Genomic DNA, 26,022 nt, shown 5'->3' on the forward strand with positions numbered 1-26,022 from the left:
CTCGCGCGGGGGGACCCCCATGCCCCCGCCGGGCCTGCCCTTCGGGCAGACGACGCTACTTTCGAAACACGCCCTAGGCGCTCCGCGGGCGCCCCGACAGGGCGCTGCCGAACCGCAGCGGTCTCCGCCCGACCGTCTTGGACGCTCCCAAGGACCGTACGAAACGTCTCTCCCTCTCAGCGGGGCGGCCGCCCCGACCTCTCCCCGACCCGGGGCGGCCGCCCCCTTGTCTTCCGACAAGGACTTCGCATGACAGCCACGACCACGCCCCCGAGCACGTCCTCGCCCTATGCCGAGCTCAAAGCGCCGTCAACGGCCCGCAGACTGCTGACCGCGCCGACCACCGGCCCCCTGGCCGCCCTCCTCCTGGCCTGCGCCTTCTTCTCCTTCTCCACCGACCAGTTCCTGACCGGCGGGAACTTCTCGCTGATCGTGCAGCAGGTCATGGTCGTGGGCACCCTCGCCATCGGGCAGACCCTGATCATCCTCACCGCGGGCATCGACCTGTCGTGCGGCGCCGTGATGGCCTTCGGCAGCATCGTGATCGCCAAGATGGCCGCCGAGGGCTCCCTGCCGCCGCTGCTCGCCATCGCGCTGGGCATCGTCGTCTGCGGCGGCTTCGGACTGCTCAACGGGCTGCTGGTGCAGAAGATCCCGCTGCCGCCGTTCATCGTCACCCTCGGCATGCTCAACGTGGCGTTCGCGCTGACCCACATCTACTCCGAGGAGCAGACGGTCACCAGCCTGCCCGGTCCGCTGACGGCCCTCGGGGAGACCTTCCCGCTGGGCCACACGGACATCACCTACGGCTCCCTGGTCACCATCGCCCTGTTCCTTCTCCTCGCCTACGCGTTGAGCAGCACCGGCTGGGGCCGGCACGTCTACGCCCTGGGCAACAGCGCCGAGGCCGCCCGGCTCAACGGCATCCGCACCTCCCGGCTGACCATCGGCATCTACACCGTGGCCGGGCTGCTGTACGGCATCGCCGCCCTGCTGCTCATCTCCCGCACCGGGGTCGGCGACCCGCAGGCCGGGCAGACCGACAACCTCGACAGCATCACCGCGGTGGTCCTCGGCGGCACCAGCCTCTTCGGCGGGCGCGGCTCGGTCCTGGGCACCTTCATCGGCGTCCTCATCGTCGGCGTGTTCCGCAACGGCCTGCAGCTGATGGGCGTCGCCTCCATCTACCAGACCCTGATCACCGGCGTCCTGGTGATCCTCGCGGTGACCGTCGACCAGATCTCCCGGAAGAAGGCACGTTGATGACCGCCACCTCCTCCGCCACGCCCGTGCTGCAGGCCCGCGGTCTGGTCAAGCGCTACGGTCACGTCACCGCCATCGACGGCGCCGACTTCGACCTGCTGCCCGGCGAGGTCCTCGCCGTCATCGGCGACAACGGCGCCGGCAAGACCAGCCTGATCAAGGCCCTCACCGGCGCGGTGGTACCCGACGCGGGCGAGATCCGCCTCAACGGCGAGCCCATCACGTTCTCCGGTCCGCAGAGCGCCCGCGCCCACGGCATCGAGACGGTGTATCAGGACCTCGCCGTGGCCGCCTCCATGGACATCGCCTCGAACGTGTTCCTCGGGCGCGAGCTGCGCCGCCCGGGCGTCCTCGGCAGTGTCTTCCGCATGCTGGACAAGAAGCGCATGCGTCAGGAGGCCGCCGAGCACATGGCCGACCTGAAGATCGGGCTGCGCTCGCTGACGCAGTCGGTGGAGACGCTCTCCGGCGGACAGCGCCAGGCCGTCGCGGTCGCCCGTTCCGTCGCCTGGGCCCGCAGCGTCGTCGTCATGGACGAACCGACCGCCGCACTCGGCGTGAAGGAGTCCGGCCAGGTGCTGGACCTCATCCGCCGAGTCCGCGACAAGGGCATGCCGGTCGTTCTCATCAGCCACAACATGCCCCATGTCTTCGAGATCGCCGACCGGATCCACGTGCACCGGCTGGGCCGGCGCGCCGCCCTGATCAAGCCCTCCGACTACTCCATGGCCGAGGTCGTCGCCATCATGACCGGGGCGCTCAGCATCGACGAGGCCGGAGATACTGTCGTAGCGGATTCGGAGGCCGCGAAGGCCGCCGGAGTCCAGGCCACCTGACAGCACAACCCAGCTCTCGCAGTCTCCGGCCGAGGCCGCGGCCGGAACCGAGAGCCCTCAGGAGACGGTTTCCTCCATGGCAGCGAACCGCCGCCCTACCCTGGCCGACGTCGCCCGCGAAGTCGGCGTCAGCGCCAAGACGGTGTCCCGAGTCCTCAACGAGGACGGACCCGCCTCCGCGCAGACCAGGGAACAGGTGCTGGCCGCAGTGGCCAAGCTCGGCTTCCAGCCGAACCTCATGGCCCGCAACATCCGCGTCGGCGGCCCGGACACCACCATCGGTCTGGTCATTCCCGACCTCGCCAACCCCTTCTTCGGAGCCGTGGCCCGCGCCATCGAGGACACCGTCCGCGAACGCGGACTGACCCTGCTCATGGGCTCCTCGGCGGACGACCCGGCACGTGAACGCGCCCTGACGGACAAGTTCCTCGCCCGCCGCGTCAGCATCCTGATGGTCGTCCCGTCCGTCGGCGCCGACCACTCCCACCTGAAGTCCCACCGTACGGCGGGACTTCCCGTGATCTTCCTCGACCGACCCGGAGTCGGCCTCGTCACGGACAGCATCGTCAGCTCCAACCGTGCCGGAGCCCATGACGGCGTCGCGCACCTCGTCGCCCACGGACACCGGCGCATCGGCTTCGTCGGCGATCTGCCCCCGAAGCTGTACACACGCCGGGAGCGTCTGGCCGGCTACCGCTCGGCGCTCCAGGAAGCCGACATCCCCTACGACCGCTCGCTCGTCATCAGCGCCCACGACCAGCGGGGCGCCGAGGCCGCGACCGCCCAACTCCTCGGCCTGGCCGATCCGCCCACCGCCCTGTTCGCCGGGAACAACATCATGGCGCTGGGCATAGTCGCCGAACTGGCCCGCAGCAAGCGCAAGCACGTGGCCCTCGTCGCCTTCGACGACGTGGCGCTCGCCGAGGCGCTCGAACCGGCCCTGACGGTCGTCGCCCAGGACGCGGAAGAACTCGGCAGGGCTGCCGCGACCACCGCGCTGACCCGGCTCGACGGCGACCGCTCCCGCGCCCGCACCCTCACCGTCCCCACCCATCTGATCGTCCGGGGCTCGGGCGAGCTCCCCGTCCCCGCGCTGCAGGAGGCGCTGACCTGAGCGGCGCGGGGGACGGTGGCCCACGTGGGCTCCGGGGCTCGGCGGTGGAGCCCCGGAGTTCGAGGTGCAGGGGAACCCCGGTTCCCATAATGTGGAGATTGCAGTGTTTCCGGGGTGTTTGTCTCCCCCGGCGGGGGGTGCGGCGGTAATCACCCGTCACCGCATGAATCACCGCACCGTCAGGAGACGTGATGGCCTCCCACAAAGCCGTCCCTCGCGCTGTCTCGGTGTACGCGCTCGCCGGCATCCGGATCTTCAACGGGGCCGCCGGACTGCTCGCACCCGACCTGCTCATCCGGCGCCTCGACCCCGACCGTGAGCCGCCCAGTCCGGCGGCCATATACGCCTTCCGGCTCTTCGGGATCCGTACGATCCTGCTCGGCCTCGATCTGCTGACCAACCGCGACGAGCGGTTGCGGGAGAACCTGCGCGACGGCGTCCTGATCCACGGCAGTGACACCGCGACGGCGGCCTCGCTGGGTCTGAGCGGCCGGGTCCCGCCGCGGACCGCGGCGCTGACCACGCTGATCTCGGCCGTCAACACGGTCCTGGCCGCCGCCTCGCTCGCCAACTCGGCGAAGGCGAAGCCGAAGACGACGGAGAAGCCGACATGACCGAGGGCCCCTGCGCCGTTCCCCCGGCCGAGACGGGTTTCGAGTACGTCGTCGTCGGCGCCGGAGCGGGCGGCGGACCGTTGGCGGCCAACCTCGCCGCCGCGGGCAGGCGCACCCTGCTGCTCGACGCGGGCGGCGCCCCGGACAACGACGCCTACGGGTGCCCGCCTTCCACGCGGACGCCTCCGAGGACCCCGTCCAGTGCTGGAACTACTTCGTACGGCATTACGCCGACGAGCGGCAGCAGCAGCGCGACAGCAAACTCGTCCCGGACCAAGGCGTCCTCTACCCGCGTGCCGGGACGGTCGGCGGCTGCACCGCGCACCACGCGCTGATCACCGTCTATCCGTACAACCGCGACTGGGACGCGATCGCGGCGGAGACCGGCGACGCGACCTGGCACAGCACGGCCATGCGCCGCTACTTCGAGCGGCTGGAACGCTGCACCTACCGGCCGCGACCCAAGGAGCCGCCCGCCGTCCCGCTGCTGGGCCCGCTGCCGGCCGCGCTGCTGAAGGTCCTGCCCTTCGTGGGCGCCCGGTACCGCAACGACGCACGCCACGGATTCGACGGCTGGCTGCCGACGGCCCTCGCCGACCCCGAACTGGCCGTCCAGGACAAGCAGTTGCTGAAGGTGGTCCTCTCGGCCGCGGAGGGCGCGCTGGCCGACTTCCTGGACCGGCCGCTGTCCCCGCTGGAGGGGTTCGGCTCCTTCGTCGACCCCAACGACTGGCGGGCGCAGACGCATGCCCTGCAGGGGCTGTGGCAGATCCCCCTGTCCACGGCGGACGGGCGGCGCAGCGCCGTACGCGAGCGGATCCAGGCGGTGCAGCGCAGTCATCCGGGCAACCTGGCAGTCCAGACGAACGCGCTGGCGGCCCGCGTCGTGCTGGGCGAGGACGGAGCCGCGGCCGGCGTCGACTATCTGGACGGGGCGCACGCCTACCGGGCCGACCCCGCGAGCCGGCCGGCCGCCGGGCCGCCGGTCCTGCGCAGGGTGCTCGCCTCCCGTGAGGTGATCCTGGCCGCGGGGGCCTTCAACACGCCCCAGCTGCTGATGCTTTCGGGCATCGGGCCGCGTGAGGAGCTGCACCGGCACGGCATCCCCGTAGGGGTCGACCTCCAGGGGGTGGGCGCGAATCTGCAGGACCGCTACGAGGTCGGCGTGGTCAGCCGGATGGACCGCGAGTTCCCGGTCCTCCGGGACTGCTCCTTCCACGCGCCGCAGCCCGGGGCCGAACCGGACCGCTGCTACCGGGCCTGGCAACGCGGCGAGGGTCTGTACACGACCAACGGCGCCGTCGTCGGCGTCACCCGCAAGTCCCGTCCTGAGCTGGACGCACCCGACCTGTTCGTCTTCGGCGGCCCCTTCGACTTCCGGGGCTACCGCCCCGGCTACTCGCTCGACCTGACCCGCCACAAGGACCGGTTCACCTGGGCGATCCTCAAGAGCCGCACCCACAACACCGGGGGCCGGGTGCGGCTGCGCTCGGCCGACCCTCGCGACACCCCGCTGGTGAACTTCCACTACTTCGACGAGGGCACGGACAAGGACGCCGTGGATCTCGAAGCCATGGCCGACGCCGTCGAGTTCGTGCGCGGGATGAACCGCAGGGCCGGCTCCGTGATCGCCGAGGAGCTGTGGCCGGGCGAGGAGGTCGTCGGCCGCGACGCCGTCCGGCGTTTCGTGCGGGACGAGGCCTGGGGCCACCACGCGTCCTGCACCTGCCGGATGGGACGCGCGGACGATCCCTCCGCCGTCGTCGACAGCGAGTTCCGGGTGCGGGGAGTGGACCGCCTGCGGGTCGTCGACGCCTCGGTCTTCCCCCGCATTCCCGGATTCTTCGTCGCCGCCCCCATCTACATGATCAGCGAGAAGGCGAGCGACGTGATTCTCGCAACCGCCCGAGAAGCACCGCGAGGAGCGCCCCGAGGAGCGCCCCCACGAGCACCGCAAGGAGTACCGCCATGAGCAAGCAACGAGGCGCCGCCCGACGTTCCGCGGCCGGATACCGTACGTCCCTGCCCTGGCGGATCGTCACCGCCGTCGCCGAGGTCGTGGACCGGCGCATCGGCTGGGACAGACTGCCCGTCCTGCCCGGTCTGCTGACGCTCCTCGGACTGCGCGTCAAGCTGCGGCAGAAGAACCTCCACGACACCGGCCGGCTGCCCTCGGTGAATCTGCCCGATCCGGCGCCGCCCTCCGAGACCCACAAGGTCAACCGGACCGCCGACGGCAGCCACAACGACCTCGACCAGCCGCGCATGGGCATGGCGGGCACCCGCTTCGGCCGCAACATCCCGCTGGACCGGATCGCCCCGGCCGCGCCCGAGGACGTCCTGTCCGCGCCCAGCCCGCGCGAGGTCAGCCGCGCCCTGCTCACCCGCGACGAGCTCACCCCCGCCGAATCGGTCAACTCCCTGGTCGCCGCCTGGCTCCAGTTCATGATCCGCGACTGGTTCAGCCACGGGACCAGCCCCACCGAACGGCCCTGGGAAGTACCCCTCATGGACGACGACCCGTGGCCGGAGCACCCCATGCGGATCATGCGGACACCGGACGACCCGACCCGCGACCCGCAGGCGCCCGCCGGGACGCCCGACACCCGTGTCAACGTGTCCTCCCACTGGTGGGACGCGTCGCAGATCTACGGTGCGAACGAGACCGAACAGCGCCTGATGCGCGCCGGCGAGCTGGGCAAGCTGCATCTGTGGGACGACGAGCAGTCCCCGATCCCCTCGGACCCCGCCCGGGACCCCTCGCAGGTCCCCGGCTTCTGGCTGGGCCTCGCCATGATGCACGACCTCTTCGCCCGTGAGCACAACGCGATCTGCGATCACCTGCACGGCGCGTACCCGTCGTGGGGCGACGAGGAGCTCTTCCAGCGGGCCCGGCTCGTCAACGCCGCGCTCCTCGCCAAGATCCACACCGTGGAGTGGACGCCGGCCGTGATCAGCCACCCCACCACCGTCAAGGCACTGCGCGCCAACTGGTGGGGCATCGCGGGCGAGCGCGTCCACGACCTCTTCGGCCGGATCAGCGACAGCGAGGTCGTCAGCGGCATCCCGGGCGGCGAACGGGACCACTACGGCGTCCCGTACTCCCTCACCGAGGAGTTCGTGGCCGTCTACCGCATGCACCCGCTCATCCGCGACGAGTGGCATCTGCGCTCCGTCGCCGACGACACCAGCCTGCGCCACTGCACCCTCCGCGACATCTCGGGCCCGGGGGCGCTGAAGGTCCTGGAGACCACCGAGATGGCCGACCTGCTCTACAGCTTCGGCACGCTCCACCCGGGACTGGTCACCCTGCACAACTTCCCCAGGTTCCTCCAGGAGTTCGAACGCCCGGACGGGCGTCTGCAGGACCTCGCCGCCACCGACATCCTGCGCACCCGGGAGCTGGGCGTCCCCCGCTACAACGAGTTCCGGCGGCTGCTGCGGCTGAAGCCCGCCGCGAACTTCCTGGAACTGGCGGAGAACCGGGCGGTGGCGGAGCAGATCGAGCAGCTCTACGACGGCGACGTCGAGAAGGTCGACCTCATGGTCGGGCTGTACGCGGAGAAGCTGCCGGCCGGATTCGCGTTCAGCGACACGGCGTTCCGCATCTTCGTCCTGATGGCGTCACGCCGGCTGAACAGCGACCGCTTCTTCACCGAGCACTACACGCCCGAGGTGTACTCCAAGGCGGGCATGGCCTGGATCGACGACAACTCCATGAGCACGGTGCTGCTGCGCCACCACCCGGAGCTGCGCCCGGCTCTCGCGGGCCTGACGAACGCCTTCGTGCCGTGGCGCCAGGCCGCGGGGACGGTGACCTGACATGGCAGCGGTGGACAGGCTCCACGAGGAACGGGAACGGCAGGTCGCGGCCGCCGCCGCACGGTACCGGGAGTCCACCGACGAACGGCGGGCGATCGAACGGCAGCGGGACGCCGGGATCGTCTTCCCCGACGCACCGGAGGCACTCGCGGCGCGCGCGTCCCGACTGCTCGACCGGAACGCGGTGCCGGCCGCGCTGGTCATGGCGGCCGTCCGGGCGGAACCGCTGGACCCGCCCGCCGCATACGAACGCATCCTCGGGGTGTCCAAGGATTTGCAGGCATGGAGCTTCCTGCCGCGCGGCGCCCGGGCGGCACGCACCGTCGCCCGGATCTCGGTGCGGGAGAACGGGCGCGAACTGCCTCTCGGCACCGGCTTCCTGGTGTCGCCGGGCCTGCTGTTGACCAACCATCACGTGCTCACCGACGCGGAGACCGCCCGGCAGTGCTTCGTGGAGTTCGACGCGCAGGTCACCGTCGACAACGCCCCGCAGCCGACGACGCGGCTGGAACTGGACCCCGACGGCTTCTACGCGACGGACGAGCGCCTCGACTTCGCCCTGGTGCACGTCGCCGCCGGCCCGGACGGGCGGCCTCCGGGGGAGACGTTCGGCTGGAACCGGCTCAGCGTCCAGACGGGAAAGCTGGTCGTCGGCGAACCGGTCAACATCGTCGGGCACCCGATGGGCCGGCTGAAGGAGATCGCCGTCCGCAACAACCTGCTCCAGGTGCGGCTCGACGACTTCCTGCAGTACACGACGGACACCGAGCCGGGAAACTCGGGCTCACCCGTCTTCAACGACCAGTGGGAGGTCGTCGCGCTCCACCACAGCGGCGTGCCCAGGACCGACGAACAGGGCCGTGTCCTGCGCCGTGACGGTCAGGTCTGGCGGCCCGGTGACGGCGACGACGCCATCGACTGGGTGTCCAACGAGGGCGTGCGGATCAGCTCCGTCCTGAAGCATCTCGCCGCCCTGCCCCTCGCCTCCCCGCAGCGGGCGCTGCTGTCCGAGATGGGCCCGGAGTCGGGGCTCGGCCTCGCGGAGGCCGCCGTCGCTCCGGCGACGGCTGCCGCTCCGGCTGCCGCTGCCGCTGCCGCTGCCGCTGCCGCTGCCGGAGCGGGAGCGGCGTCGCGGCCGGCCGCCGAGAAGGTCACCGCGCGTGCGGGACTGCGCGGCCGGGACGGCGCGTTCGGCGGCGGACGGCATCTGGTGTTCCTGCACGGCCGTTCCCAGGAGGGCAAGGAACCCGAGAAACTGCGCCGCGAATGGGCGGCCGGACTCAACCAGGGGCTCGTCCGCGCCGGGCTCCCTCCCATCGACCCGGCGGACGTCTGGTTCCCCTACTACGGCGACAGACTGGTGCAGGCCCTGACCACGCACGAGGCCGTCCCGCACATCGTCGAGGCGCCGGCCGCCACGGCGGCGGAGGTGGTGGCGCCCTCCTCCCCCACCGCGCGCGCGGTGTACGAGGAGATCGTCGGCGAGGCGGCAGCCAAGTGGGACATGCCGCGGGAGGGGCAGCTGGCCACCGAGCGCATCGGCCTGCCGGACGTGGTGGGGGCCCTGCAGAAGCGGCTGAGCTGGCTGGCCGCCAGAAGCGACCTCGACGCCTGGGCCATCGCCCTGGTCTTCCGTGACGTGGCCGCCTACCTCGACGACCGGCGCATCCGGGACGCGGTCCTGGACTGCGTGCTGGAGACCATGCCGGACGACGGAGAGGTGGTCCTGGTCAGCCACAGCCTGGGCACGGTCGTCGCCCTGGACCTCACCACCCGGCTGTCACCCGGGGTGCACGCCGTCCACCTCACCACGGCGGGCAGTCCGCTCGGCCTGGACAGCGTGTACAGCAGGCTGCTCGTCGGCGGCCCGAAGCGTCCGGACATCGTGGCGGACTGGCTGAACCTCTGGTGCCCGACCGACGCGGTGGCCATCGGCTGCCCGCTGGGCGACGACTGGGCGGACGGACTGTCCGACCTCGCCGTCGTCAACGCCCGCGACCGGGCGCACAGCATCGTGGAGTACCTCTCCCACACCGAGGCGGCCCGCCCGATCGGCGGCCGGCTCGTCGGCTGAGCCCGACGCGGGGTCCGGCGTCCGCGCTGCCGCGCAGGTGAGGGCCTATGGCCCGGGCATGCCCGCGCCTGCATGATGGACAGGGCCCACTCACAGCGCGGAGGACACCTTGGATCCCTTGTCGCTTGCCATCGCCGGAGCCCTCGCCGCCGGCCTCGCGACCGGAGCGGGCGAATCCACGGGCGCCGCTCTGCCCGCGCTCTTCCGGCGGATCAGGGAACGGTTCGCGGGTCGCCCGGACGTGCCGGAGTCCCGGGCGCAGTTGGCGGCGGCGCTGGACGAGGAGTTCGCCCGCGACCCCGGCTTCCGTCAGGAATGCCAGAACCTGTGGAACCAGGCGGCCGGCGACGGGGTCGTCAACTCCTTCCACGGCCACGCCAAGAACGTGGTGCAGGTCCGCGACATCCACGGCGGCCTGACGATGGAGTGACAGCACGTCCGGGTCAAGTCTCCGGCCCGACGACCCCGACGGCCTCGACCGCCTCACAGCCCGCCCGAACCACCCCCCTCACTCGTCCTCCCCGGTGTTCCTGTTCGGCAGGAACGTCTGGCGTGCCCAGAGGCCCAGCAGCGCCGTCCCGCCCACCCACAGCGGCACCGGGTCGCTGGCCAGGGGCGCCAACGCGTATCCCAGCGCCGTCACCGTGCAGACGGTCAGGGGAATGAACGCCGCGGCGCCTTCCATCCCCGACCGCAGCGCCGGCCGGCCCGCGCCCAGGACGCTCGCCCCGCCGGGGACCCAGGCGGCGACGGCGACGATCAGCAGTCCTGCGGTATCGCAGCCGTCGGCCAGCAGGGACGTCCCCTCGGGGCCGTGTGGGCCGACCGTCCACAGGCGCACTGTGTCGCCGATCAGCATGAGGGACAGTCCGACGATCGTCACCCACACCGTGGCCTGCTGGTCGCTCCGCACGAGCCGTCGCAGCGCGAGCAGGAAACTGAGGAACACGACTTCCGCAGTCCACAGGACGCCCACCATGCCCGTCTCGGGCCGCCAGCCGTCACCGGCTCTCCCGAGAAGCACCCATCCCGAAAGGAACACGGCCCCGGCCGTGACGGTCCCGTCGAGCACCCGCCGCAGCCACGCGTGCCTACCGGTGCCGGCATCAGCCGCGACCACCAGCCCGGCCATCCCCAGACCGACCGTGACCGTCACTCCGGTGACCACCGCAAAACCGACCAGGCTCCGTGCGTCCAGTCCCTGCGCCGGTCGCTCCGACAGAACGGCGATCGCGACCCGGTAGACCCCGCCGGCGGCCGCAGACCCAGCCAACAGCAGCAGACGCGTCCGTACCCGCCCGCACGCGCCCCCGACCCGGAGCAGCAGGGAGACCGTCAGCACCCAGCAGCCGACGGACGGTCCGAGCGACATCATCCGCACCTCCCGGCCCTCGCCCGGCCACCACCCGGGGCTGCCCTGGTCCGACGGCAGCCACTAGGGCGTGTTTCGAAAGTAGCGTCGTCTGCCCGAAGGGCAGGCCCGGCGGCGTCATGGAGGTCCCCCCACGTGAGCGCAGTCGAGCGTGGGGGAGCGTGCGATCGCAAGGCGGAGGATCGCCCCGATACTGGTTGTATCGGGGCGATCCCGACAACGCGGCTGGGGGTCCCCCCTCCGGGGGAGTGCGTGCCAGGCGTCGCCGGGCAGACGGGACTTTCGAAACACGCCCTAGTCCGGACTCCGAGCAGGTCCGGCGCCTTCCCCAACCTCAGCATGACGCCGACCGTACGAGAGTCACCACCGGCGCCGAGCGGAAAGCCGGTTGATTCACTCGGGCTGTGGACCTCGGCCGCGGGAAGGTTTGCCTTACCGCCGCGCGGAGCAGGGGTGTGCGGTCCGATTGGCCGGTGACAGCGGGGAACGCTCTTTCAAGGGGTGGAGACCTTCGCCGGACGTCGAGGCGAATCCCGACGAGGTCAAGGCCTGGCTCGGCCAGGACAGGCCCTGGGGCAGCCCGGGCAGGTCGTTCACCGGCTGCTCGCGGTGGCGGCGACGGCGGGGAGCACGGCGAGGGCGAGGACGCCGCCGGTGAGGGCGAGGGCGGGGTAGCCGGCGGCGGTCACGACGAGCCCGGAGGTGAGGCCGCCGGTGGCGCCGGCGATGGCGATGGACACGTCGACCATGCCCTGGGTCTTGGCGCGGGTGGCCAGCGGCACGGCGTCGGTGATCATCGCGGTGCCGGAGACGAGGCCGAGGTTCCAGCCGAGGCCCAGCAGGGCGAGCGCCAGGGCGAGCAGGGCGACGGAGTCCGCGGGCGCCGAGGCGGCGGTGAGTCCGGCGGCCAGGAGGGTGAGGCCGGAGGCGGCGGCGACTGCCTTGGGGCCGTGGCGGTCGACGAGCCAGCCGGTCAGCGGCGAGGGCAGGTACATGGCGCCGACGTGGATGGCGATGACCAGGCCGGCGGCGGCGGTGCCGTGACCGTGGTCGTGCATGTGCACGGGGGTCATCGTCATCACGGCGGTCATGACGAGCTGGGTGAGGATCATCGTCAGCGCGCCCGGTATCAGCCCTGGACCACGGGCGGGTGCCGCCTTCTGCGCGGTGGCTTCCGTCCGTTGCTGAAGGTCGAGGCTGCGGGCGAGCAGCAGGGGGTCGGGGCGCAGCCAGACGGCGAGGACGAGGGCGGCCAGCGCGTAGGCGGCGCCGGAGAGCAGGAACGGTCCGGCGAGGGCGGGGATGCCGAGGCTGTCGGCGAGGCGGCCGGTGGGCGCGGCGAGGTTGGGTCCGACGACCCCGCCGAGGGTGGTGGCGACCAGGACGGTGGAGACGGCGCGGGCGCGGTGCGCGGGGGCGGCGAGGTCGGCTCCGGCGTACCGGGCCTGGAGGTTGGTGGCCGTGCCGGCGCCGTACACGAACAGGGCGATGAACAGCAGTACGGGGCTGCCTGCGACAGCGGCGGCGATGACGCCGGCGCTGCCGACGGCGCCGGTCAGATATCCCGCGGCGAGGCCCGGTCTGCGGCCCCGGGCGTGGGAGACGCGGCCCACGGCGACGGCGGCGAGGGCCGAACCCGCGGTGAACAGGGCGCTGGGCAGGCCCGCGAGGTCGGTGGAGCCGAGCATGTCCTGCGCGAGCAGGGCTCCGACGGTGATGCCGGCCGCGAGCCCGGCCCCGCTGAGGATCTGGCTGCTGACCAGCACGGTCAGGACGCGGCGCTGTGCCTCGGTCTGCGGGGACGTACCGGCGGCGGTGTCCGGGGCGGTGCTTGTCACGGGTGGGTCTCTCCCTACCGTTACAGGACGTCGACGACGAGATAGCCGTCGATACGGCGCAGGTGCTCGCTGGCGGGGTCGGGCGGCAGTGCGTGGCCGAGGTTGTCGGCGCGGAACTCGCTGATCCACTGGTCGTGCTGGTACTCGTGGTTGATGAGTGTGGTCAGCAAGTGGCCGGCCACGATGGTGAGTTGGGCGGGGGCGCCGACCCGTCCGGCGGCGATGTCCCCGATGCGGGCGTGCACGCGTTCGGCGACGGTGGTGCGGAACTCGGTGAGCCGTTTGACGGTGGGCAGCGTGCCGCGGAACTTCTCCGGGTTCGCCGAGTCCATCAGGGCGTCCAGCTCCGGATCGGGGCTCGGCTCCGCCGCGGTGAGGTTGCGGATCATGAAGTGGGCGACGTGGGCCTGGTGGCCCAGGTGCCAGCCGATGGCGCTGGAGTCCTCGTGCGGGCGCCAGGTCACCTCGTCCGGGGTGAGGTCCTTCCACAGGTCGTCGGTGTAGGCGACGGCGCGGTCGTACTCGCGCAGCAACGCGTCTATCTGGAGCATGAGCTCGCCTCGTCTTCGGTCAGGGACGCCGTCACCGCTCGCTCGGCGGCGGCGAGGGCGTCCTCGATGTGTCCGGCATACCGGTCGGCCGTCTCGGTCGACGCCCAGTGCAGCCTGCCGTCCAGCGCGGGCCGCCGGTAGAGGGGGTGCCCGAACAGGGAGTAGTCGGCCTGGTGGTGCGAGCGCCCCTGGCGCGGCGGCCGCGGCCAGTCCGGCGCCGACCACGACGACGTCGTGACCGTCGTGCTGGAGCATGGAGGGCTTACCTCCCTCAGGACGACGGTCAGGCACCGGTGGTCAGGACCATCCGGAAGCGGGCCTTGCCCTCTTGCTGGGTGTCGAGGGCCTGCTGCGCCTCCTCCAGCGGGACGGTCTGCACCCGGGGGCGGACACCGGTGGCGACCGCGAAGCGCATGGCCTGCTCGGTGTCGGCAGGGCTGCCCGTCAGATGACCGGAGACGCTGCGCGCCCCCATGACGAGCTTGGCCAGGGGCAGTTGGAGGGGAGCTTTGTCGAAGCCGACGACGGTGAGCCGCCCGTGCGGGGCGAGCCCGTCCACCAGCTCCGCCAGCGGCTTGCCGCTGGAGGCCGTGGACAGGATCAGCCGCGCCCCGCCCGACTCCCGCAGCGCCGCCCCGGGTTCCTGCCGCTCGGTGTCGATGTAGTGCCGCGCGCCCAGCTCCTCGGCGAGCTTCCGCTTCTCCTCGCCCCGGGCGATGGCCACCGTCTCGAACCCCATGGCCGCGGCGAACTGCACCGCGAGGTGCCCCAGACCGCCGATCCCGAGGACGGCGACCAGGTCACCCGGCCCGGCGACCGAGTGCCGCAGGGCGTTGAAGACAGTGACGGCGGCGCAGCCGAAGGGCGCGGCCTCCTCCGCGGACAGGCCGTCGGGGATCCGGGCGAGAGCGGCGGCGGGAGCCGTGATGGTGCTCGACCAGCCGCCCGCATACGACATGCCCGGAACCTTCCGCTCCGGACAGTGGACGACGTCCCCGGTACGGCAGGCGGAGCAGTGCCCGCAGCTGCCGCCGAACCAGCCGACCGCCACCCGCTCCCCCACCGCCCACCCCTGCACCTGGGGACCGATCTGCGCGATCACACCGGCGACCTCGTGGCCCGGAGTGACCGGGAAGCCGGTCGCCGGAGCGCGGTTGCGGACCGTACCGATGTCCGCGCCGCAGATGCCGGTCGCCTCCACGTCGACCCGCACCTCGCCGACACCGGGCGGCTTCGCCTCCACCGGGACGACCCGTACGGCAGCCCCGGGCTCCGCCACCTGTGCGGCCCGGTGAACACGGTCAGCGTCTCGGGACATGGAAATCCCTCCCTGAAAGAGAAGAAAGGAAATAACAGGACGCGGACATCCACGGAAACACCTCGCGCGTGGCTCCGCCCGCACCGTAGGACGTCACGGACGACTCCGGTAGAGGATCACGGCGAATGGGGGCATAAAGAACGGCTATAGCCCCTCGCTCGGCGCCTTCGGGGTGAGGGTCAGCCGCTCGGCCCGACGATCGGGCGACCCTGAGGAGCAGTCAGAACCCGTGGTCGCCGACCTCGTTGGCTTCACTCGACGGTGAACAGCCGCGGGCGCCCGCACGGGAGGCGCAGGCGGTCGACGCGGCGGACCGCGCCGGAGCAATCACGCCCGAACCGTTGACGCGTCGGCCGGGTTGCGCTCATCATCGGGCCACTCGATGTCAACGATGACACAAGTCAACGATGACATGTCTGGTCGACGGCGTGGACGACGCCGCCGACCAGTACGCCACTTTTCGGTCCGTCCGCGCCAGGACCGCAGGCTCCACGGCGTGGACGGCCGCAGCACAGGAGGCCTCATGAGCTCTGCCCGCGTGTCCCGGCATGCCCGTACCCGGATGATCGCGGCGGTGGCGACCGTCTGCGCCCTGTCCGCGACCCCGTTCGCCCCTCAGGCCGTCGCCGCCGACACCCCGCCGTACTCCGAGACCTACCGGCCCCAGTTCCACTTCACACCGGAGAAGAACTGGATGAACGATCCCAACGGCCTCGTGTACTACAAGGGCGAGTACCACCTCTTCTACCAGTACAACCCCAACGGCAACACGTGGGGAGACATGTCCTGGGGCCACGCGGTGAGCACGGACCTCGTGCACTGGAAGCAGCTGCCGCTCGCCCTGTCGTACGACGACAAGGAGATGGTCTTCTCCGGCAGCGCGGTGGTCGACTCGAACAACACCACCGGGTTCGGCACGAAGACGAACCCGCCCATGGTGGCCGTCTACACCAGCCACTCCAAGGACACCGGCAAGCAGGCACAGGCGCTCGCCTACAGCACCGACCGCGGCCGCACCTGGACCAAGTACCAGGGCAATCCGGTCCTCGACATCGGCTCCAAGGACTTCCGGGATCCCAAGGTCCAGTGGTACGCGCCGACGAAGAGCTGGCTGATGACGGTGGCGCTGTCCGCCGAGCACAAGGTGCGGTTCTACTCCTCCAAGAACCTCAAGGACTGGAGCCTGCTCAGCGAGTTCGGGCCGGCCGGCGCGACGGGCGGCGTGTGGGAGTGCCCCGACCTGTTCCCGCTCGCCGTCGACGGGGACCCGAACCACATCAAGTGGGTCCTGGTCGTCAACATCAACCCCGGTGGCATCGCGGGTGGTTCGGCAGCCCAGTACTTCGTCGGCGACTTCGACGGAAAGACGTTCACCGCCGACGACAAGGGCGCCTACACACCGCCCGCCGGCGAGGTCGTGCAGGACTTCGAGGGCAGCGACTTCGGTGCGTGGACGACCACCGGCACCGCGTTCGGCCAGGCGCCGGCAGCCGGGGCGCTGGACGGTCAGGGAACCGTGGCCGGATTCGACGGCAAGGGTCTCGCCAACAGCTTCCATGCGGGCGACGGCGCCACCGGCACCCTGACCTCGCCCTCCTTCACCGTCGACAGCCCGTACCTGAACTTCAAGGTCGGTGGCGGTCGGCACCCGCACACGCCCGGAACCGTCATGGAGCAGGGACCCCCGCCGGCGGGCACGGTCCTCGCCGACTTCGAAGGCGGCACCTACGGCGTCTGGGCGAAGACCGGGGACGCCTTCGGCGCCGCGCCGGCCGCCGGCGCCCTGCCCAACCAGCAGGAGGTCTCCGGATTCCTGGGCAGCGGCCTGGTCGACACCTACCTGAACGGCGACGCTGCCACCGGCACCCTCACCTCGCCCGAGTTCACCATCGACAAGGACTACGTCGACTTCCTCGTAGGCGGCGGCAACCACCCCGCCGGCTCCGACAACCCGACCGCCGTCGAACTCCTCGTCGACGGCAAGGTGGTCCGCAGCACCACCGGGCAGGACGCCGAGGCACTCAACTGGGCGTCCTGGGACGTGAGCGACCTCGCCGGCAAGAAGGCGCAGATCCGGATCGTCGACGACAACACCGGCGGCTGGGGCCATCTGAACGTCGACCACATCATGCTCTCCGACACCCAGGCCCAGCCCGTCTCCCAGGAGACGTCCGTCAACCTGATCGTGGACGGCCAGGTCGTCCGCAGCGCCACCGGCTCCAACAGCGAGACCCTGGACTGGTCTTCCTTCGACATGCGCCCCTACCTCGGCAAGAAGGCACAGGTCCAGATCGTCGACATGAACAGCGCCGGCTGGGGCCACATCCTCGCCGACGGGTTCACACAAGCCGACGCCCCCGCGAAGTCCGTCGTGCAGCGGGCCGACTGGGCCGACTACGGCAAGGACTACTACGCGGCGGTGTCCTGGGAGAACGCCCCCGGCGGCAAGCGGTACATGATCGGCTGGATGAACAACTGGGACTACGCCGGCGCCATCCCCACCTCGCCCTGGCGCAGCGCGCAGAGCATCCCCCGGGAGATGGCCCTGCGCACCGTCGACGGCCGGATCCGGCTGACCGGCGAGCCGGTGAACAGCCTGACGTCCCTGCGGCAGGATCACCCGGCGTCCGCGACCGGGGTCACCGTCGAGAACACCTCCCGACCGTTGATCGGCTCCGCGGCCGAGGGCAAGGCGCTCGACATCGAGGCGACGTTCTCCCTCAAGGACGCCGAACGGTTCGGCCTGAAGGTGCGTACCGGCGCCGACGGCGAAGAGACCGTCATCGGATACGACGCCACGACGCAGGAACTGTACGTCGACCGCACCCACTCCGGCGCCGTGGACTTCAACAGCACCTTCCCCGGCGTCCAGACCGCACCGCTGAAGGCCAGGAACGGCAAGGTCAAGCTGCGGATCCTCGTCGACTGGTCGTCGGTCGAGGTCTTCGGCGGCACCGGCGAGGCCGTGATCACCGACCAGATCTTCCCCGACCCCGCCAGCCAGGGAGTGCAGGTCTTCGCCGAGAACGGCTCGGTGAGGCTGGACCAGGCCCGGGTCTGGCGCCTCGACTCCGCCCACGACTGAACCAAGGGGCTGCTTCCGTGACACGGGCCGCACGGTGTTCTTCTGCGAGACCGCCCCGGCCACCGCCAGGCCCGCGCGAACCGCCGCGGTAGCGGGCTGTTCAGCGGGGGGCCCGGAACGTCCACACGATCTGATCCAGCGCCGGGTCTCCCGTGCCATCCGGCCGGTGACATGGCGCAGGAGGATCTCCCACACGTCGCCGCCCGGGACATCCTCGCCAAGACCGGCGGCGCCGCCGGCGCCCCTCTGCTCACGCGGCGACGGCAGCCGGGCGGCCCTCGAGTTCCTCGGCCTCGTCGAGGAACTCGATCAGTGTCGCCCGGGCCCGTGCCACTCGGGAGCGGATCGTCCCGACGGGGCAGCCGCCGGCCGCGGCGGCCTCCTCGTAGGGCAGCCCGGCCAACTGGGTGAGGACGAAGGCTTCGCGGCGCTCGACGGGCAGCGCGTCCAGCAGGTCGAGCAGGGCCACGCCCTCGTCGAAGCCGGGCAGACCGCTCGGCTGAGCCCGCTCGGCCCATACCGTCCAGTCGTCCAGATCGGCCGACCGCGGCCGGGAGGCGGCGTACCGCAGGCTGTCGACGACCGTGCGGCGCGCGATGGACAGCAGCCAGGTACGCGCCGACGAGCGCCCCTCGAACCGGTGCAGGCTGCCGAGCGCCCGCAGGAACGTGTCCTGCGCGAGGTCGTCGGCCAGCTGCCGATCGGCGGAGAGGTGCCTGACGTAGCGGACGACGTCGGGATGCAGGGCTCGTACGAAGCGGTCGACGGCGTCGGGATCACCGGTTCGGGCGGCCAAGGCCCAGGTGGTGGCCGGGTCTTCGGACTCCGCCGGCATGGCGGTCTGATCGGCCGCGGCGGGCGCCGCCGCACGTTCCCGGCGCGATGCCGGCAGGACAGGAGTGATCACCTGAGGTCCTTCTCGGGTGGTCCGGGACCGATCCGGCTAGGCGGCGCACGCGCCCGGACACGCCGGACGCACGGTGTGCCGATACACAAGAGGTCCCGGGACGGGAGGGGGAAGAGTCGTACGACGTGCACGACCCGTGCCCGAGGCGTCGGCGCCCGCAGTCGCGGCGCCCTTGGGACGGCCTCGGGGAACCAGCTGTCTCAGACGACAGCGATCCCGGCCGGAGGTCCCCGAGAGATGATCGTGTGCGTGAGCGCCAGCCGCGGCACACGCCGCGCACGCTCACGCGTCGGCCGCAGACTGGGCCGCCGCGGTGGGACGAAGAGGGCGGTGAGGGGCAGCCGCAGCGGAGCGGCAAGCCACCCGGCGACGGCTCGCAGGATGCGGAACGCGGCGCGTTCGCCGTGGGCCAGCCACAGACCGGTCAGCACGGCGGCCAACGAGTGGGCGGCGAGCATGCCCAGCGACGACATACCGCCGGCGCCGTGGGCCATGTGGCCGAGCTGCTCGGCATGCGTCGCGTGACCCATGCCCATGGACCCCATGCCACCCATGACGCCCACGTCCATGGACCCCATGCCCAGGGAACGCACGGAACCCATGTCCATCGCGTCCATGGCCATCGACCCCATGGACATCGACCCCATGGACGTTCCGCCCATGCCATGCGCCATGGAGCCCGTGCCGGTTCCGAGCCCGGATCCCGACACGGCCGACTGCCCCCAGGAGAAGGCCGAGTGAAGTGCCCCTTGCGTGACGACCACGGCGGCCACCACCAGCGGCAGTCCGCGCTCCCGGCCCGCCAGGCACCAGCCGACACCGCTCGTGGCGACGAATCCGGCGGCGACCGTCCACCACGGCACGGTGGAACCCGACATCAGCACGTGCCCGAGGGCCGCGAGCAGCACACAGACGGCCGCGAACACCGCGGCCCGTATCGTGCGCGCACCCCACCCAGCACTCATGACGGCCTCATCCTCGCATCCGGGCTCCGCTCGTCACGGATGGGTACGCACAGCACCCGGGTCTGCCACTCAGCCCGAAGGGAGTGATACAGGACACCGTCTCTCGCCGGAACTCGACGAACGGCCCGCCCGACTCCTACGGCGAGGGTCATTCCGGTCGGCCGTTGGCGGGACGGCGGATCAGCCGCGCCGGCGGACCACTTCGGAGACGGCGGCGTTGCCGGCGAGGGGCGGGGCAGCAGGTCGTCGGCGCGCGCCAGGCACCGTACGACGGTGTCGAGGTGGGTGAAGAGCGGTTCGGCGGCGGCTTCGAGTTCGCGCGCTCGTCCTGCATCGGGGCAGCCGGTCCGCATGATCGACCTCAGGCAGGAGAGCCCTCGCGGTCGCACCGACAGGCGCCAAGCCCCTCACCGGCCGACAGCACACCCAGCGGCTTCACGCACACCTGTGACCTGCGAACACGCCTCATCAGGGGTGCGGATTCAGGGCTTTGGGGCAACGAACGCATTTTCACAGGCCGGCGCGTGTATGCGGAGTGCGAGCCACAGGAACGGAATCAGACCGCGCCCAGCCTGGCCGCCTCGACGGGATGCCGCCGCAGCCAGGCCTCGGCGTCGGCGTTCTCCTTGAGCCAGCGGGCACAGACGGCCCACTCGACGTGCTCGCTGCCCGCGTCCCTCAGCACCACATCCGCGACCAGCGCCGCACAGTCCGCCCCGACACCATGGGCACTGCACGCCTTCTTGGCATTCGCGTGCGGAGCGATGGAGACGATGCGGGACGCCATGGTCCCCTCCCCCTCGACATACGTACGGTCGAACCACTCGATGAACTGGTGCACCGTGCCGACCTTGGCCACCCGGTCATGCAGGGCCTTCTGGTCGTGGCCGGTCAGGAACCAGCCGATCGTGACCGGCGCCCCACAGCCGCAGCCGCAGGTCCTGGCGGCATGAGGGGAGTCGAAGTAGGTCACCGGATTGCGGGCTGCGGCGACCGGCTGAGGCTTCCCCACGTAGGCGTCGTAGACGGGGTGACCTGCCTCCAGATAGCGGCCTTCGATGGCGCGGCGGCCGCCGGCGACCGATGCCAGGCCGTCGATCTCAATGGCTTGGCGCACGATGCCCTGCGCCGACAGCAGCGCATACTGCTCCCGGTCTGCCCGCTCACCCAGCACCCAGCACCCGCGATTGGCGCGGAACAGCGCCGCGTCGTCCATGTTCGAATCCCAGCCCACGTGATCCCGCCCCAGCTGGTCCTGCTCGGGATTGACGTAGCGCATCGGACCGAGCGTGATGTGAATCATGACCGCCCCCAATAGCCTTATAACCAGGGCTCCTTGCCCTGCAACTATCGATATCGTGACGCACGGAGCTCAATACCCGCAACCCCTAGTACTCATGGGTTATCAGGTAGTTGGGGACGACCCGTAGGTGGGGACCGTCACGCAGCGGCTTCTGCACAGCCGAGGCAAGGAGGCGTTCCCCTCAACCAACTTGCCCAGAGGCATCGAGGGCCGCCCACGGACCGGCGAGGACAGCCCGGAGTCGACACCCGGGCCTTGCGGAGCTGGTCGGCATCGCTGCCGCCGACGGCGATCGGGCTGGATCGCCACCGCCCGCAGAAAATGCCAGACGGCGAACACCTGGGAGTCGTCGGCGACGCCTTGAACTCCAGGGCGTTGCCGGCCGGGTCTAGCAGGAACATCGTCCACTGCTCGCCGGTCTCGCCCTCGAAGCGCACGTAGGGCTTGATGACGAATTCGGTGTCCGCGGTGCGCAGCCGGTCGGCGCTGCGGGCCGGGGCGAGGTGGGTGACGAACTGGCCGCCGTGCAGGCTCCAGTCCACCCACGTGTCCGCACTGCGGCCTCTGCCGACGGCGCCGAACCGACCACCGCGATCACCAAGGACGCAGCTTGCGATCTCGGCCTGACAGAGGGCTCCGCCGTCACGTGCGGCGCGATGCACGCACGACGCAAGGCGGTGCCCGCACCGACGCGTTGCAGAAGCATGAACGACCGCGTCATCGAGTGGATCACGGAGAAGAACCCGCATCTCACGGAGCCCCCGGGAAGGGACGACGACCTCATCGAGGGCAGGCTCATCGACTCCCTGGCCTTCCTGGAGTTCGTCTACCTCCTGGAGGAGGTCACCGGGGCGGCCGTCGACCTCGGCTCCATCACCGCCGAGGACTTCCGCGGCCTCGCCGCCATCGAGACCCGTTTCCTGGCTCCGGCCGGTCAGGGCGCGGAGGCCGCCCGATGAGTGCGCAGGGAGTCGAGGACCCGCACACCCGGCCGGACTTCGCGTCCGCCGCACTGGTGACCATCGACGTCCAGAACGACTTCCTCTCGGACTCGCCCTACGGCATCCCCGGCACGGCACGACGGAGGTCCTGCCGGCGCTGCGTTCCGCCGTGTCCGCCTTCCGCTCCGCGGGCCGCCCCGTCATTCACATCGTGCGCCTCTACGACCCCGCGAGCGGTGACGTGGACCTCGTCCGGCGCGGGCTGATCGGCAGCGGCGTACGCATCGCGGCACCGGGAAGCCCCGGCAGCGGGCTCGCACCGGGACCGGCCCCGGACGACGCGCCCGAGCTGGATGCCGAGTCGCTGCTCGCAGGCCGGCCACAGCAGCTCGGGCCCGCCGAGTACGCCGTCTTCAAACCCCGGTGGGGCGCGTTCTACCGCACCCCGTTGCAAGACCTGCTCACGGAACTGGGCGTGAACACGGTCGTGTTCGCGGGCTGCAACCTGCCCAACTGCCCGAGGGCGAGCATCTTCGAGCCGTCGGAGCGCGACTACCGGGTCGGCCTGCTCACCGACGACCAGATCGTCGTGACGGCAGGCGGTGATCTCCGAGCCGCGCGCGGGTCGGGCGGTGGAGGTCCACAGCAGCCGCCCCTTGACATCAGCCAGGCCGATGACCAGCAGCCCGTGCCGTTTGTGCTTGGCCGACCAGCAGCGTCTCATCGGGTGGCCGGTGCGGCGGCGGTGAAGCGCGTCAGTTCTCGCGGTGAAGTGCGCTATTCCTCGGCTGGGGTGGGCCCGGGGAAGGCGTAGCTGGAAGCATGCCCCGAGGGTCCGGGGGGTGAGGGTGTCCATGGCGGCCCGCGCGTGGCGCTGCCCATCATCCTGCAGGAGGGGTTCCGGGAGTTCAGCCATCGGCACCGCGGGCGCGGACAGTGAGGCCAGGCAGGAACAGGGTGAGCCAGCGGGCGCGCACGTCGGCGGTCGGTCGGTGGGGACGGTGGGGACGGTGGCGAAGAGGAGGCACATGTCGCCGATGGTGACGTCCGGATGGATGTCACCATCGGCCTGACCGGCCCGGATGAGCCTGGTCAGGGCGTCGGCGGCACGTTCCACGGAGTCCTCGTCGACCGGGTCTTGACGGCGCGGTCGGCGGCAGCGGCCTCGACAACACGTTCGAGAAAGCCGGTGATCTCGTCCAGGGCGCGCGCGCCTGACCCGACGCGTCCGACGGCCGCCTCGGCCTCGTCGGCCACCCCCTCCAGGTACTCCGCGATCACGGCGGCCACCAGGTCGGTCTTGTTGGGGAAGTGGCGATACAGCGCGCCGACGGCGACGCTTGCCGCTGCGGCGATCTCGTCCATCCCGACCTCCTGCCCATGCAGCGAGATCTGCTCGCGGGCGGCTTCGAGGATCTTCTTCCTGTTGCGGACCGCGTCGGCGCGCGGCGCTCGGGCCTGGGTCCTCAAGGGCAGGCGACATCATGGCGCCGGAGCGGACGAGTGACCGTCGCCGACTACCTCATCGACACCTCCGCCCTCGCCCGCGTCCTGCTCCGCCAGAACACGGCCGAGTGGGACGACAGGATCGCCGCCGGCCTCGTCGCCATCTGCGACATCACCGAACTGGAAGTCCTGCACTCCGCCCGTTCGGCCACAGACCGCACCCGCCTGAAGGCTGCACTCGACGTCCACTACGCCTGGTGTCCCATGCCCGACGGCGTCTACCGCCGCTCCCGCATCGTCCAGGAACAACTCACCGCCAAGGGCGAGCACCGCAGCGCGGGCCCCGTCGACCTCCTGGTGGCCGCCGCCGCGGAAGACGCGGGACTCACCCTGCTCCACTTCGACCGCGACTTCGAAACCATCGCCCGGGCGACAGGGCAGCCGGTCCGCATGATCGACCTCAGGCGGTAACGCCCGCGCAGTCCACCACCGGGCACCGATCCTCTCCGGGCGCTTGCGCCGACCGGCGCGCTGGGACCGTTTCCTGTACGGGCCGATTTCCCCGGCGCTCACCTCGGGTCATCTCGGGCCACCTCGGGCCCGGACGGGCCACCGTACGCACCCGCCGACCCCGCAAGGCGGCGGAGCCGAAGATCACCAGGCAACACTTCCGATTCTCCGCAGGTTGGCCGAGGCGGACGGGGAGAACCGGGCACGGCCCGGCTGTCCCCGTCCGCTGCCCTCAGTGCCGGCCCATGTAGTGGAAGCTGCCGTAGTGATCGTTCGTCCAGAACACGTCGCCGGTCCGGACATTGCGGACGATCCGGTTGGCGTCACGCCGGGGAATGGCGGCGTTCAACTGCTGGTGGTACACGGTCGTGTTGTACTCCTGGAACGCGCCTCCGGCGTGCACGCTGGACGGCCCGGCATGCCCGCCGTCCATGAAGCGGCGCAGCGAGCCGTCCCGGTCCTGGTACCAGCCGCCGGTGAAGACAATCTCGTTCACCCTCTGCCGGGTGCTCGGGTTCACGAACGAGCCGGCGTGGACCCAGTCCCGGTTGCCGAGGTTGTGGAAGTTCGGCCAGCCGAGCTGCTCCCACAGGTGGATGCCCTCGTCCATGTAGGTGGGCGGCTGCTGGGGGTGCGCTGTACTGCCGGACACGGGGGCCGGCGCCGGGGGCGGCGGGGGCGCCTGGGCAACGGACGTGCCGGCGCCGACGAGGGTCAGGCACGCGCCCAATGCCGCCGACGCGAGACCGGCGGCCATCGCTCGCCTGGTTCGGGAAGCGCGCTTCACCTTGACTGACCCGTTGGCTGTGGGAGACATGGCACTTTTCCTTCTGTGAGATGGGCGGAAGGTGGACCTCGTTCTCCGGTGCCGTACTCGACGCCGGATGACCTGGTCACGGCTCGATCGTCAAAGCCGCAGGGTTGATTGGCCAGCCGATTCATCGACGCAAACAACGAGCTTCCGCGGTGTCTGTCGCCTGGGCCGGAGTTCCTCGCCGTACCGGCTGGGAAAACCGCTGTCGGGCAAATGGATCAAGATGATAGAACGACCGCTGTGCACAAGACTTTGGAGTTTCCCGATCTGCTGCGGCTGATCGACGAACGGGCAACCGCCTTCCGCGCCGCGATCGCCGCCGCGCCCAGCCTCGACCTGCCCGTGCCGACCTGCCCCGGGTGGACGCTGTCCGACCTGGTGCAGCACATCGGCGAGGGCCGCCGCCGCTGGGCCGCCACCGTCGCCGCCGGGCCGGACGCCGCGTCCAGGACCCCGGCCCAGGGTGACGCGGTCGCGCCGCAGGAGCGCGAGGCCGTGCCGGCCTGGCTGGCCGCCTCGACCGAGCTGTTGCTGGCGGCCCTGCGGGAGGCCGGTCCGGACCAGGGCTGCTTCACCGGCTGGGGTAACACGCAGACGCCGCACACCGCCGGTGGCGTCGCCCGGCACCAGGTCCAGGAGATCGCGGTGCACACCTACGACGCCCAGCTCACCGTGGGCGAGCCGGCCTCACTGCCGGTCGAGTTGGCGCTCGACGGTGTCGAGGAGACCCTGTTCATCACCTGCTTCACAACGAGCGCCTGGCCGCACAAGCCCACCGCCTTCGACTTCCACGCCACCGAGGGCCGCTCCTGGCGCCTCACGGCCGACGGCGACGGCGCACGGACCACCCGGCTGCCCGCTGCCGGCGAGGACCCGGACGCGGCAGGCATCTCCGTTCGCGGCACGGCCAGTGATCTGGTCCTCTACCTGTACGACCGCATTGCGGCGGACTCCCTGCAACTCGACGGGGACCCGGAGCTGCTCGACCTGCTCCGCGCCTGGGAGCCGGAGGACTAGGGCGTGTTTCGAAAGTAGCCTCGTCTGCCCGAAGGGCAGGCCCGGCGGCGCCATGAGGGTCCCCCCCTCTGGGGTGGGGGTGCCCCCTCTGGGGGAGCGTGCCAGGCGTCGCCGCAGACGGGACTTTCGAAATACGCCCTAGAAGACCGATGAAGATCTTGGTGGGGGGCTGTCTGGCCGGAGGCCGGATGGTCCCTCTTCGTTATGTGGTGACTGGGGCGAGGTGCCACGT

The 26,022-nt window shown here is 71.2% G+C and carries 21 protein-coding genes and 2 pseudogenes; 13 read left to right on the forward strand and 10 right to left on the reverse strand.

Features of this window, described 5'->3' with window-relative positions:
* Positions 1-249: 249 nt before the first annotated feature.
* The 8 genes from ACIBAF_RS02895 to ACIBAF_RS02930 all read left to right on the forward strand — a co-directional run bounded on the left by ACIBAF_RS02895 (position 250) and on the right by ACIBAF_RS02930 (position 10,153).
* Entirely contained in the window at positions 250-1,263 is a 1,014-nt protein-coding gene (locus tag ACIBAF_RS02895) for an ABC transporter permease (protein ID WP_399461294.1), read from the forward strand.
* Complete coding sequence (locus ACIBAF_RS02900; RefSeq protein ID WP_399461295.1) at positions 1,263-2,099, forward strand: ATP-binding cassette domain-containing protein; 837 nt, start codon at positions 1,263-1,265, stop codon at positions 2,097-2,099. The genes ACIBAF_RS02895 and ACIBAF_RS02900 overlap by 1 nt, the downstream gene beginning before the upstream one ends.
* 76 nt (positions 2,100-2,175) lie before the next feature.
* Positions 2,176-3,213, forward strand: a complete 1,038-nt coding sequence (locus ACIBAF_RS02905; protein ID WP_399461296.1) for a LacI family DNA-binding transcriptional regulator — start codon at positions 2,176-2,178, stop codon at positions 3,211-3,213.
* A gap of 191 nt (positions 3,214-3,404) precedes the next feature.
* Positions 3,405-3,827, forward strand: coding sequence for a hypothetical protein (locus tag ACIBAF_RS02910; RefSeq protein WP_399461297.1), 423 nt, complete (start codon positions 3,405-3,407; stop codon positions 3,825-3,827).
* A gap of 160 nt (positions 3,828-3,987) precedes the next feature.
* Entirely contained in the window at positions 3,988-5,799 is a 1,812-nt protein-coding gene (locus ACIBAF_RS02915) for a GMC family oxidoreductase (RefSeq protein ID WP_399461298.1), read from the forward strand.
* Positions 5,796-7,649 (forward strand): peroxidase family protein, encoded by a 1,854-nt coding sequence (locus ACIBAF_RS02920; RefSeq protein WP_399461299.1) that lies wholly within the window; start codon positions 5,796-5,798, stop codon positions 7,647-7,649. Before ACIBAF_RS02915 ends, ACIBAF_RS02920 begins: the two co-directional genes overlap by 4 nt.
* A 1-nt stretch (position 7,650) precedes the next feature.
* Entirely contained in the window at positions 7,651-9,723 is a 2,073-nt protein-coding gene (locus tag ACIBAF_RS02925; protein WP_399461300.1) for a trypsin-like serine peptidase, read from the forward strand.
* Between the two features lie 118 nt (positions 9,724-9,841).
* Entirely contained in the window at positions 9,842-10,153 is a 312-nt protein-coding gene (locus tag ACIBAF_RS02930; RefSeq protein WP_399461301.1) for a hypothetical protein, read from the forward strand.
* Positions 10,154-10,231: 78 nt separating this feature from the next.
* On the opposite strand, the gene ACIBAF_RS02935 is transcribed toward ACIBAF_RS02930, so the two are convergent.
* The 4 genes from ACIBAF_RS02935 to ACIBAF_RS02950 form a co-directional block, all read right to left on the reverse strand.
* Complete coding sequence (locus tag ACIBAF_RS02935; protein WP_399461302.1) at positions 10,232-11,098, reverse strand: hypothetical protein; 867 nt, start codon at positions 11,096-11,098, stop codon at positions 10,232-10,234.
* Positions 11,099-11,688: 590 nt separating this feature from the next.
* Complete coding sequence (locus tag ACIBAF_RS02940; protein ID WP_399461303.1) at positions 11,689-12,933, reverse strand: MFS transporter; 1,245 nt, start codon at positions 12,931-12,933, stop codon at positions 11,689-11,691.
* A gap of 20 nt (positions 12,934-12,953) precedes the next feature.
* Entirely contained in the window at positions 12,954-13,484 is a 531-nt protein-coding gene (locus ACIBAF_RS02945) for a DinB family protein (RefSeq protein WP_399461304.1), read from the reverse strand.
* Positions 13,485-13,767: 283 nt separating this feature from the next.
* The gene (locus tag ACIBAF_RS02950; RefSeq protein WP_399461305.1) at positions 13,768-14,802 is read right to left on the reverse strand and encodes an alcohol dehydrogenase catalytic domain-containing protein; all 1,035 of its coding nucleotides are present in this window, start codon (positions 14,800-14,802) and stop codon (positions 13,768-13,770) included.
* 523 nt (positions 14,803-15,325) lie between these two features.
* Between ACIBAF_RS02950 and ACIBAF_RS02955 the strand changes: the two genes are divergently transcribed.
* Positions 15,326-17,887, forward strand: coding sequence for a GH32 C-terminal domain-containing protein (locus ACIBAF_RS02955; RefSeq protein WP_399461306.1), 2,562 nt, complete (start codon positions 15,326-15,328; stop codon positions 17,885-17,887).
* 250 nt (positions 17,888-18,137) lie between these two features.
* Here ACIBAF_RS02955 and ACIBAF_RS02960 read toward each other — a convergent pair whose 3' ends face one another.
* The 4 genes and pseudogenes from ACIBAF_RS02960 to ACIBAF_RS02975 form a co-directional block, all read right to left on the reverse strand.
* Complete coding sequence (locus tag ACIBAF_RS02960; RefSeq protein ID WP_399461307.1) at positions 18,138-18,794, reverse strand: sigma-70 family RNA polymerase sigma factor; 657 nt, start codon at positions 18,792-18,794, stop codon at positions 18,138-18,140.
* A 200-nt stretch (positions 18,795-18,994) separates the two neighbouring features.
* The gene (locus ACIBAF_RS02965; protein WP_399461308.1) at positions 18,995-19,759 is read right to left on the reverse strand and encodes a hypothetical protein; all 765 of its coding nucleotides are present in this window, start codon (positions 19,757-19,759) and stop codon (positions 18,995-18,997) included.
* Between the two features lie 556 nt (positions 19,760-20,315).
* Positions 20,316-21,062: a hypothetical protein gene (locus ACIBAF_RS02970; protein WP_399461309.1), complete on the reverse strand. Its 747-nt coding sequence runs from the start codon at positions 21,060-21,062 to the stop codon at positions 20,316-20,318.
* Between the two features lie 330 nt (positions 21,063-21,392).
* Positions 21,393-21,628, reverse strand: a pseudogene (locus tag ACIBAF_RS02975) (glyoxalase); the annotation flags it as partial.
* A gap of 138 nt (positions 21,629-21,766) precedes the next feature.
* Here ACIBAF_RS02975 and ACIBAF_RS02980 point away from each other — a divergent pair.
* A complete protein-coding gene (locus ACIBAF_RS02980; RefSeq protein WP_399461310.1) occupies positions 21,767-22,021 on the forward strand; it encodes an acyl carrier protein in 255 nt (84 codons plus the stop codon).
* A gap of 124 nt (positions 22,022-22,145) precedes the next feature.
* Positions 22,146-22,817, forward strand: a pseudogene (locus ACIBAF_RS02985) (cysteine hydrolase family protein); the annotation flags it as partial.
* Between the two features lie 278 nt (positions 22,818-23,095).
* Here ACIBAF_RS02985 and ACIBAF_RS02990 read toward each other — a convergent pair.
* Positions 23,096-23,473, reverse strand: coding sequence for a TetR/AcrR family transcriptional regulator (locus ACIBAF_RS02990; RefSeq protein ID WP_399461311.1), 378 nt, complete (start codon positions 23,471-23,473; stop codon positions 23,096-23,098).
* 33 nt (positions 23,474-23,506) lie between these two features.
* Here ACIBAF_RS02990 and ACIBAF_RS02995 point away from each other — a divergent pair, with 33 nt between their 5' ends.
* The gene (locus tag ACIBAF_RS02995) at positions 23,507-23,920 is read left to right on the forward strand and encodes a PIN domain nuclease (RefSeq protein WP_399461312.1); all 414 of its coding nucleotides are present in this window, start codon (positions 23,507-23,509) and stop codon (positions 23,918-23,920) included.
* A gap of 271 nt (positions 23,921-24,191) precedes the next feature.
* Here the strand turns inward: ACIBAF_RS02995 and ACIBAF_RS03000 are convergent, their stop codons facing one another.
* Positions 24,192-24,716 carry a hypothetical protein gene (locus ACIBAF_RS03000; RefSeq protein WP_399461313.1) on the reverse strand — a complete coding sequence of 175 codons (525 nt, stop codon included), beginning with the start codon at positions 24,714-24,716 and terminating at the stop codon, positions 24,192-24,194.
* Positions 24,717-25,013: 297 nt separating this feature from the next.
* On the opposite strand from ACIBAF_RS03000, the gene ACIBAF_RS03005 reads away from it, so the two are divergent.
* The gene (locus ACIBAF_RS03005; protein ID WP_399461314.1) at positions 25,014-25,790 is read left to right on the forward strand and encodes a maleylpyruvate isomerase family mycothiol-dependent enzyme; all 777 of its coding nucleotides are present in this window, start codon (positions 25,014-25,016) and stop codon (positions 25,788-25,790) included.
* The last annotated feature ends 232 nt before the right edge of the window (positions 25,791-26,022 follow it).

Origin of the sequence: Streptomyces sp. NPDC051677 (assembly GCF_044453465.1) — a bacterium.
Taxonomy (GTDB): domain Bacteria; phylum Actinomycetota; class Actinomycetes; order Streptomycetales; family Streptomycetaceae; genus Streptomyces.

Bases quoted from the DNA above. Each gene is read 5' to 3' on its own strand.
- ACIBAF_RS02920 (WP_399461299.1), top strand. From the start codon at position 5,796: ATGAGCAAGCAACGAGGCGCCGCCCGACGTTCCGCGGCCGGATACCGT.
- ACIBAF_RS02950 (WP_399461305.1), bottom strand. From the start codon at position 14,802: ATGTCCCGAGACGCTGACCGTGTTCACCGGGCCGCACAGGTGGCGGAG.
- ACIBAF_RS02980 (WP_399461310.1), top strand. From the start codon at position 21,767: ATGAACGACCGCGTCATCGAGTGGATCACGGAGAAGAACCCGCATCTC.
- ACIBAF_RS02925 (WP_399461300.1), top strand. From the start codon at position 7,651: ATGGCAGCGGTGGACAGGCTCCACGAGGAACGGGAACGGCAGGTCGCG.
- ACIBAF_RS02955 (WP_399461306.1), top strand. From the start codon at position 15,326: ATGAGCTCTGCCCGCGTGTCCCGGCATGCCCGTACCCGGATGATCGCG.
- ACIBAF_RS02945 (WP_399461304.1), bottom strand. From the start codon at position 13,484: ATGCTCCAGATAGACGCGTTGCTGCGCGAGTACGACCGCGCCGTCGCC.
- ACIBAF_RS02965 (WP_399461308.1), bottom strand. From the start codon at position 19,759: ATGAGTGCTGGGTGGGGTGCGCGCACGATACGGGCCGCGGTGTTCGCG.
- ACIBAF_RS02895 (WP_399461294.1), top strand. From the start codon at position 250: ATGACAGCCACGACCACGCCCCCGAGCACGTCCTCGCCCTATGCCGAG.
- ACIBAF_RS03000 (WP_399461313.1), bottom strand. From the start codon at position 24,716: ATGGCCGCCGGTCTCGCGTCGGCGGCATTGGGCGCGTGCCTGACCCTC.
- ACIBAF_RS02905 (WP_399461296.1), top strand. From the start codon at position 2,176: ATGGCAGCGAACCGCCGCCCTACCCTGGCCGACGTCGCCCGCGAAGTC.
- ACIBAF_RS02910 (WP_399461297.1), top strand. From the start codon at position 3,405: ATGGCCTCCCACAAAGCCGTCCCTCGCGCTGTCTCGGTGTACGCGCTC.
- ACIBAF_RS02970 (WP_399461309.1), bottom strand. From the start codon at position 21,062: ATGATTCACATCACGCTCGGTCCGATGCGCTACGTCAATCCCGAGCAG.
- ACIBAF_RS02935 (WP_399461302.1), bottom strand. From the start codon at position 11,098: ATGATGTCGCTCGGACCGTCCGTCGGCTGCTGGGTGCTGACGGTCTCC.
- ACIBAF_RS02900 (WP_399461295.1), top strand. From the start codon at position 1,263: ATGACCGCCACCTCCTCCGCCACGCCCGTGCTGCAGGCCCGCGGTCTG.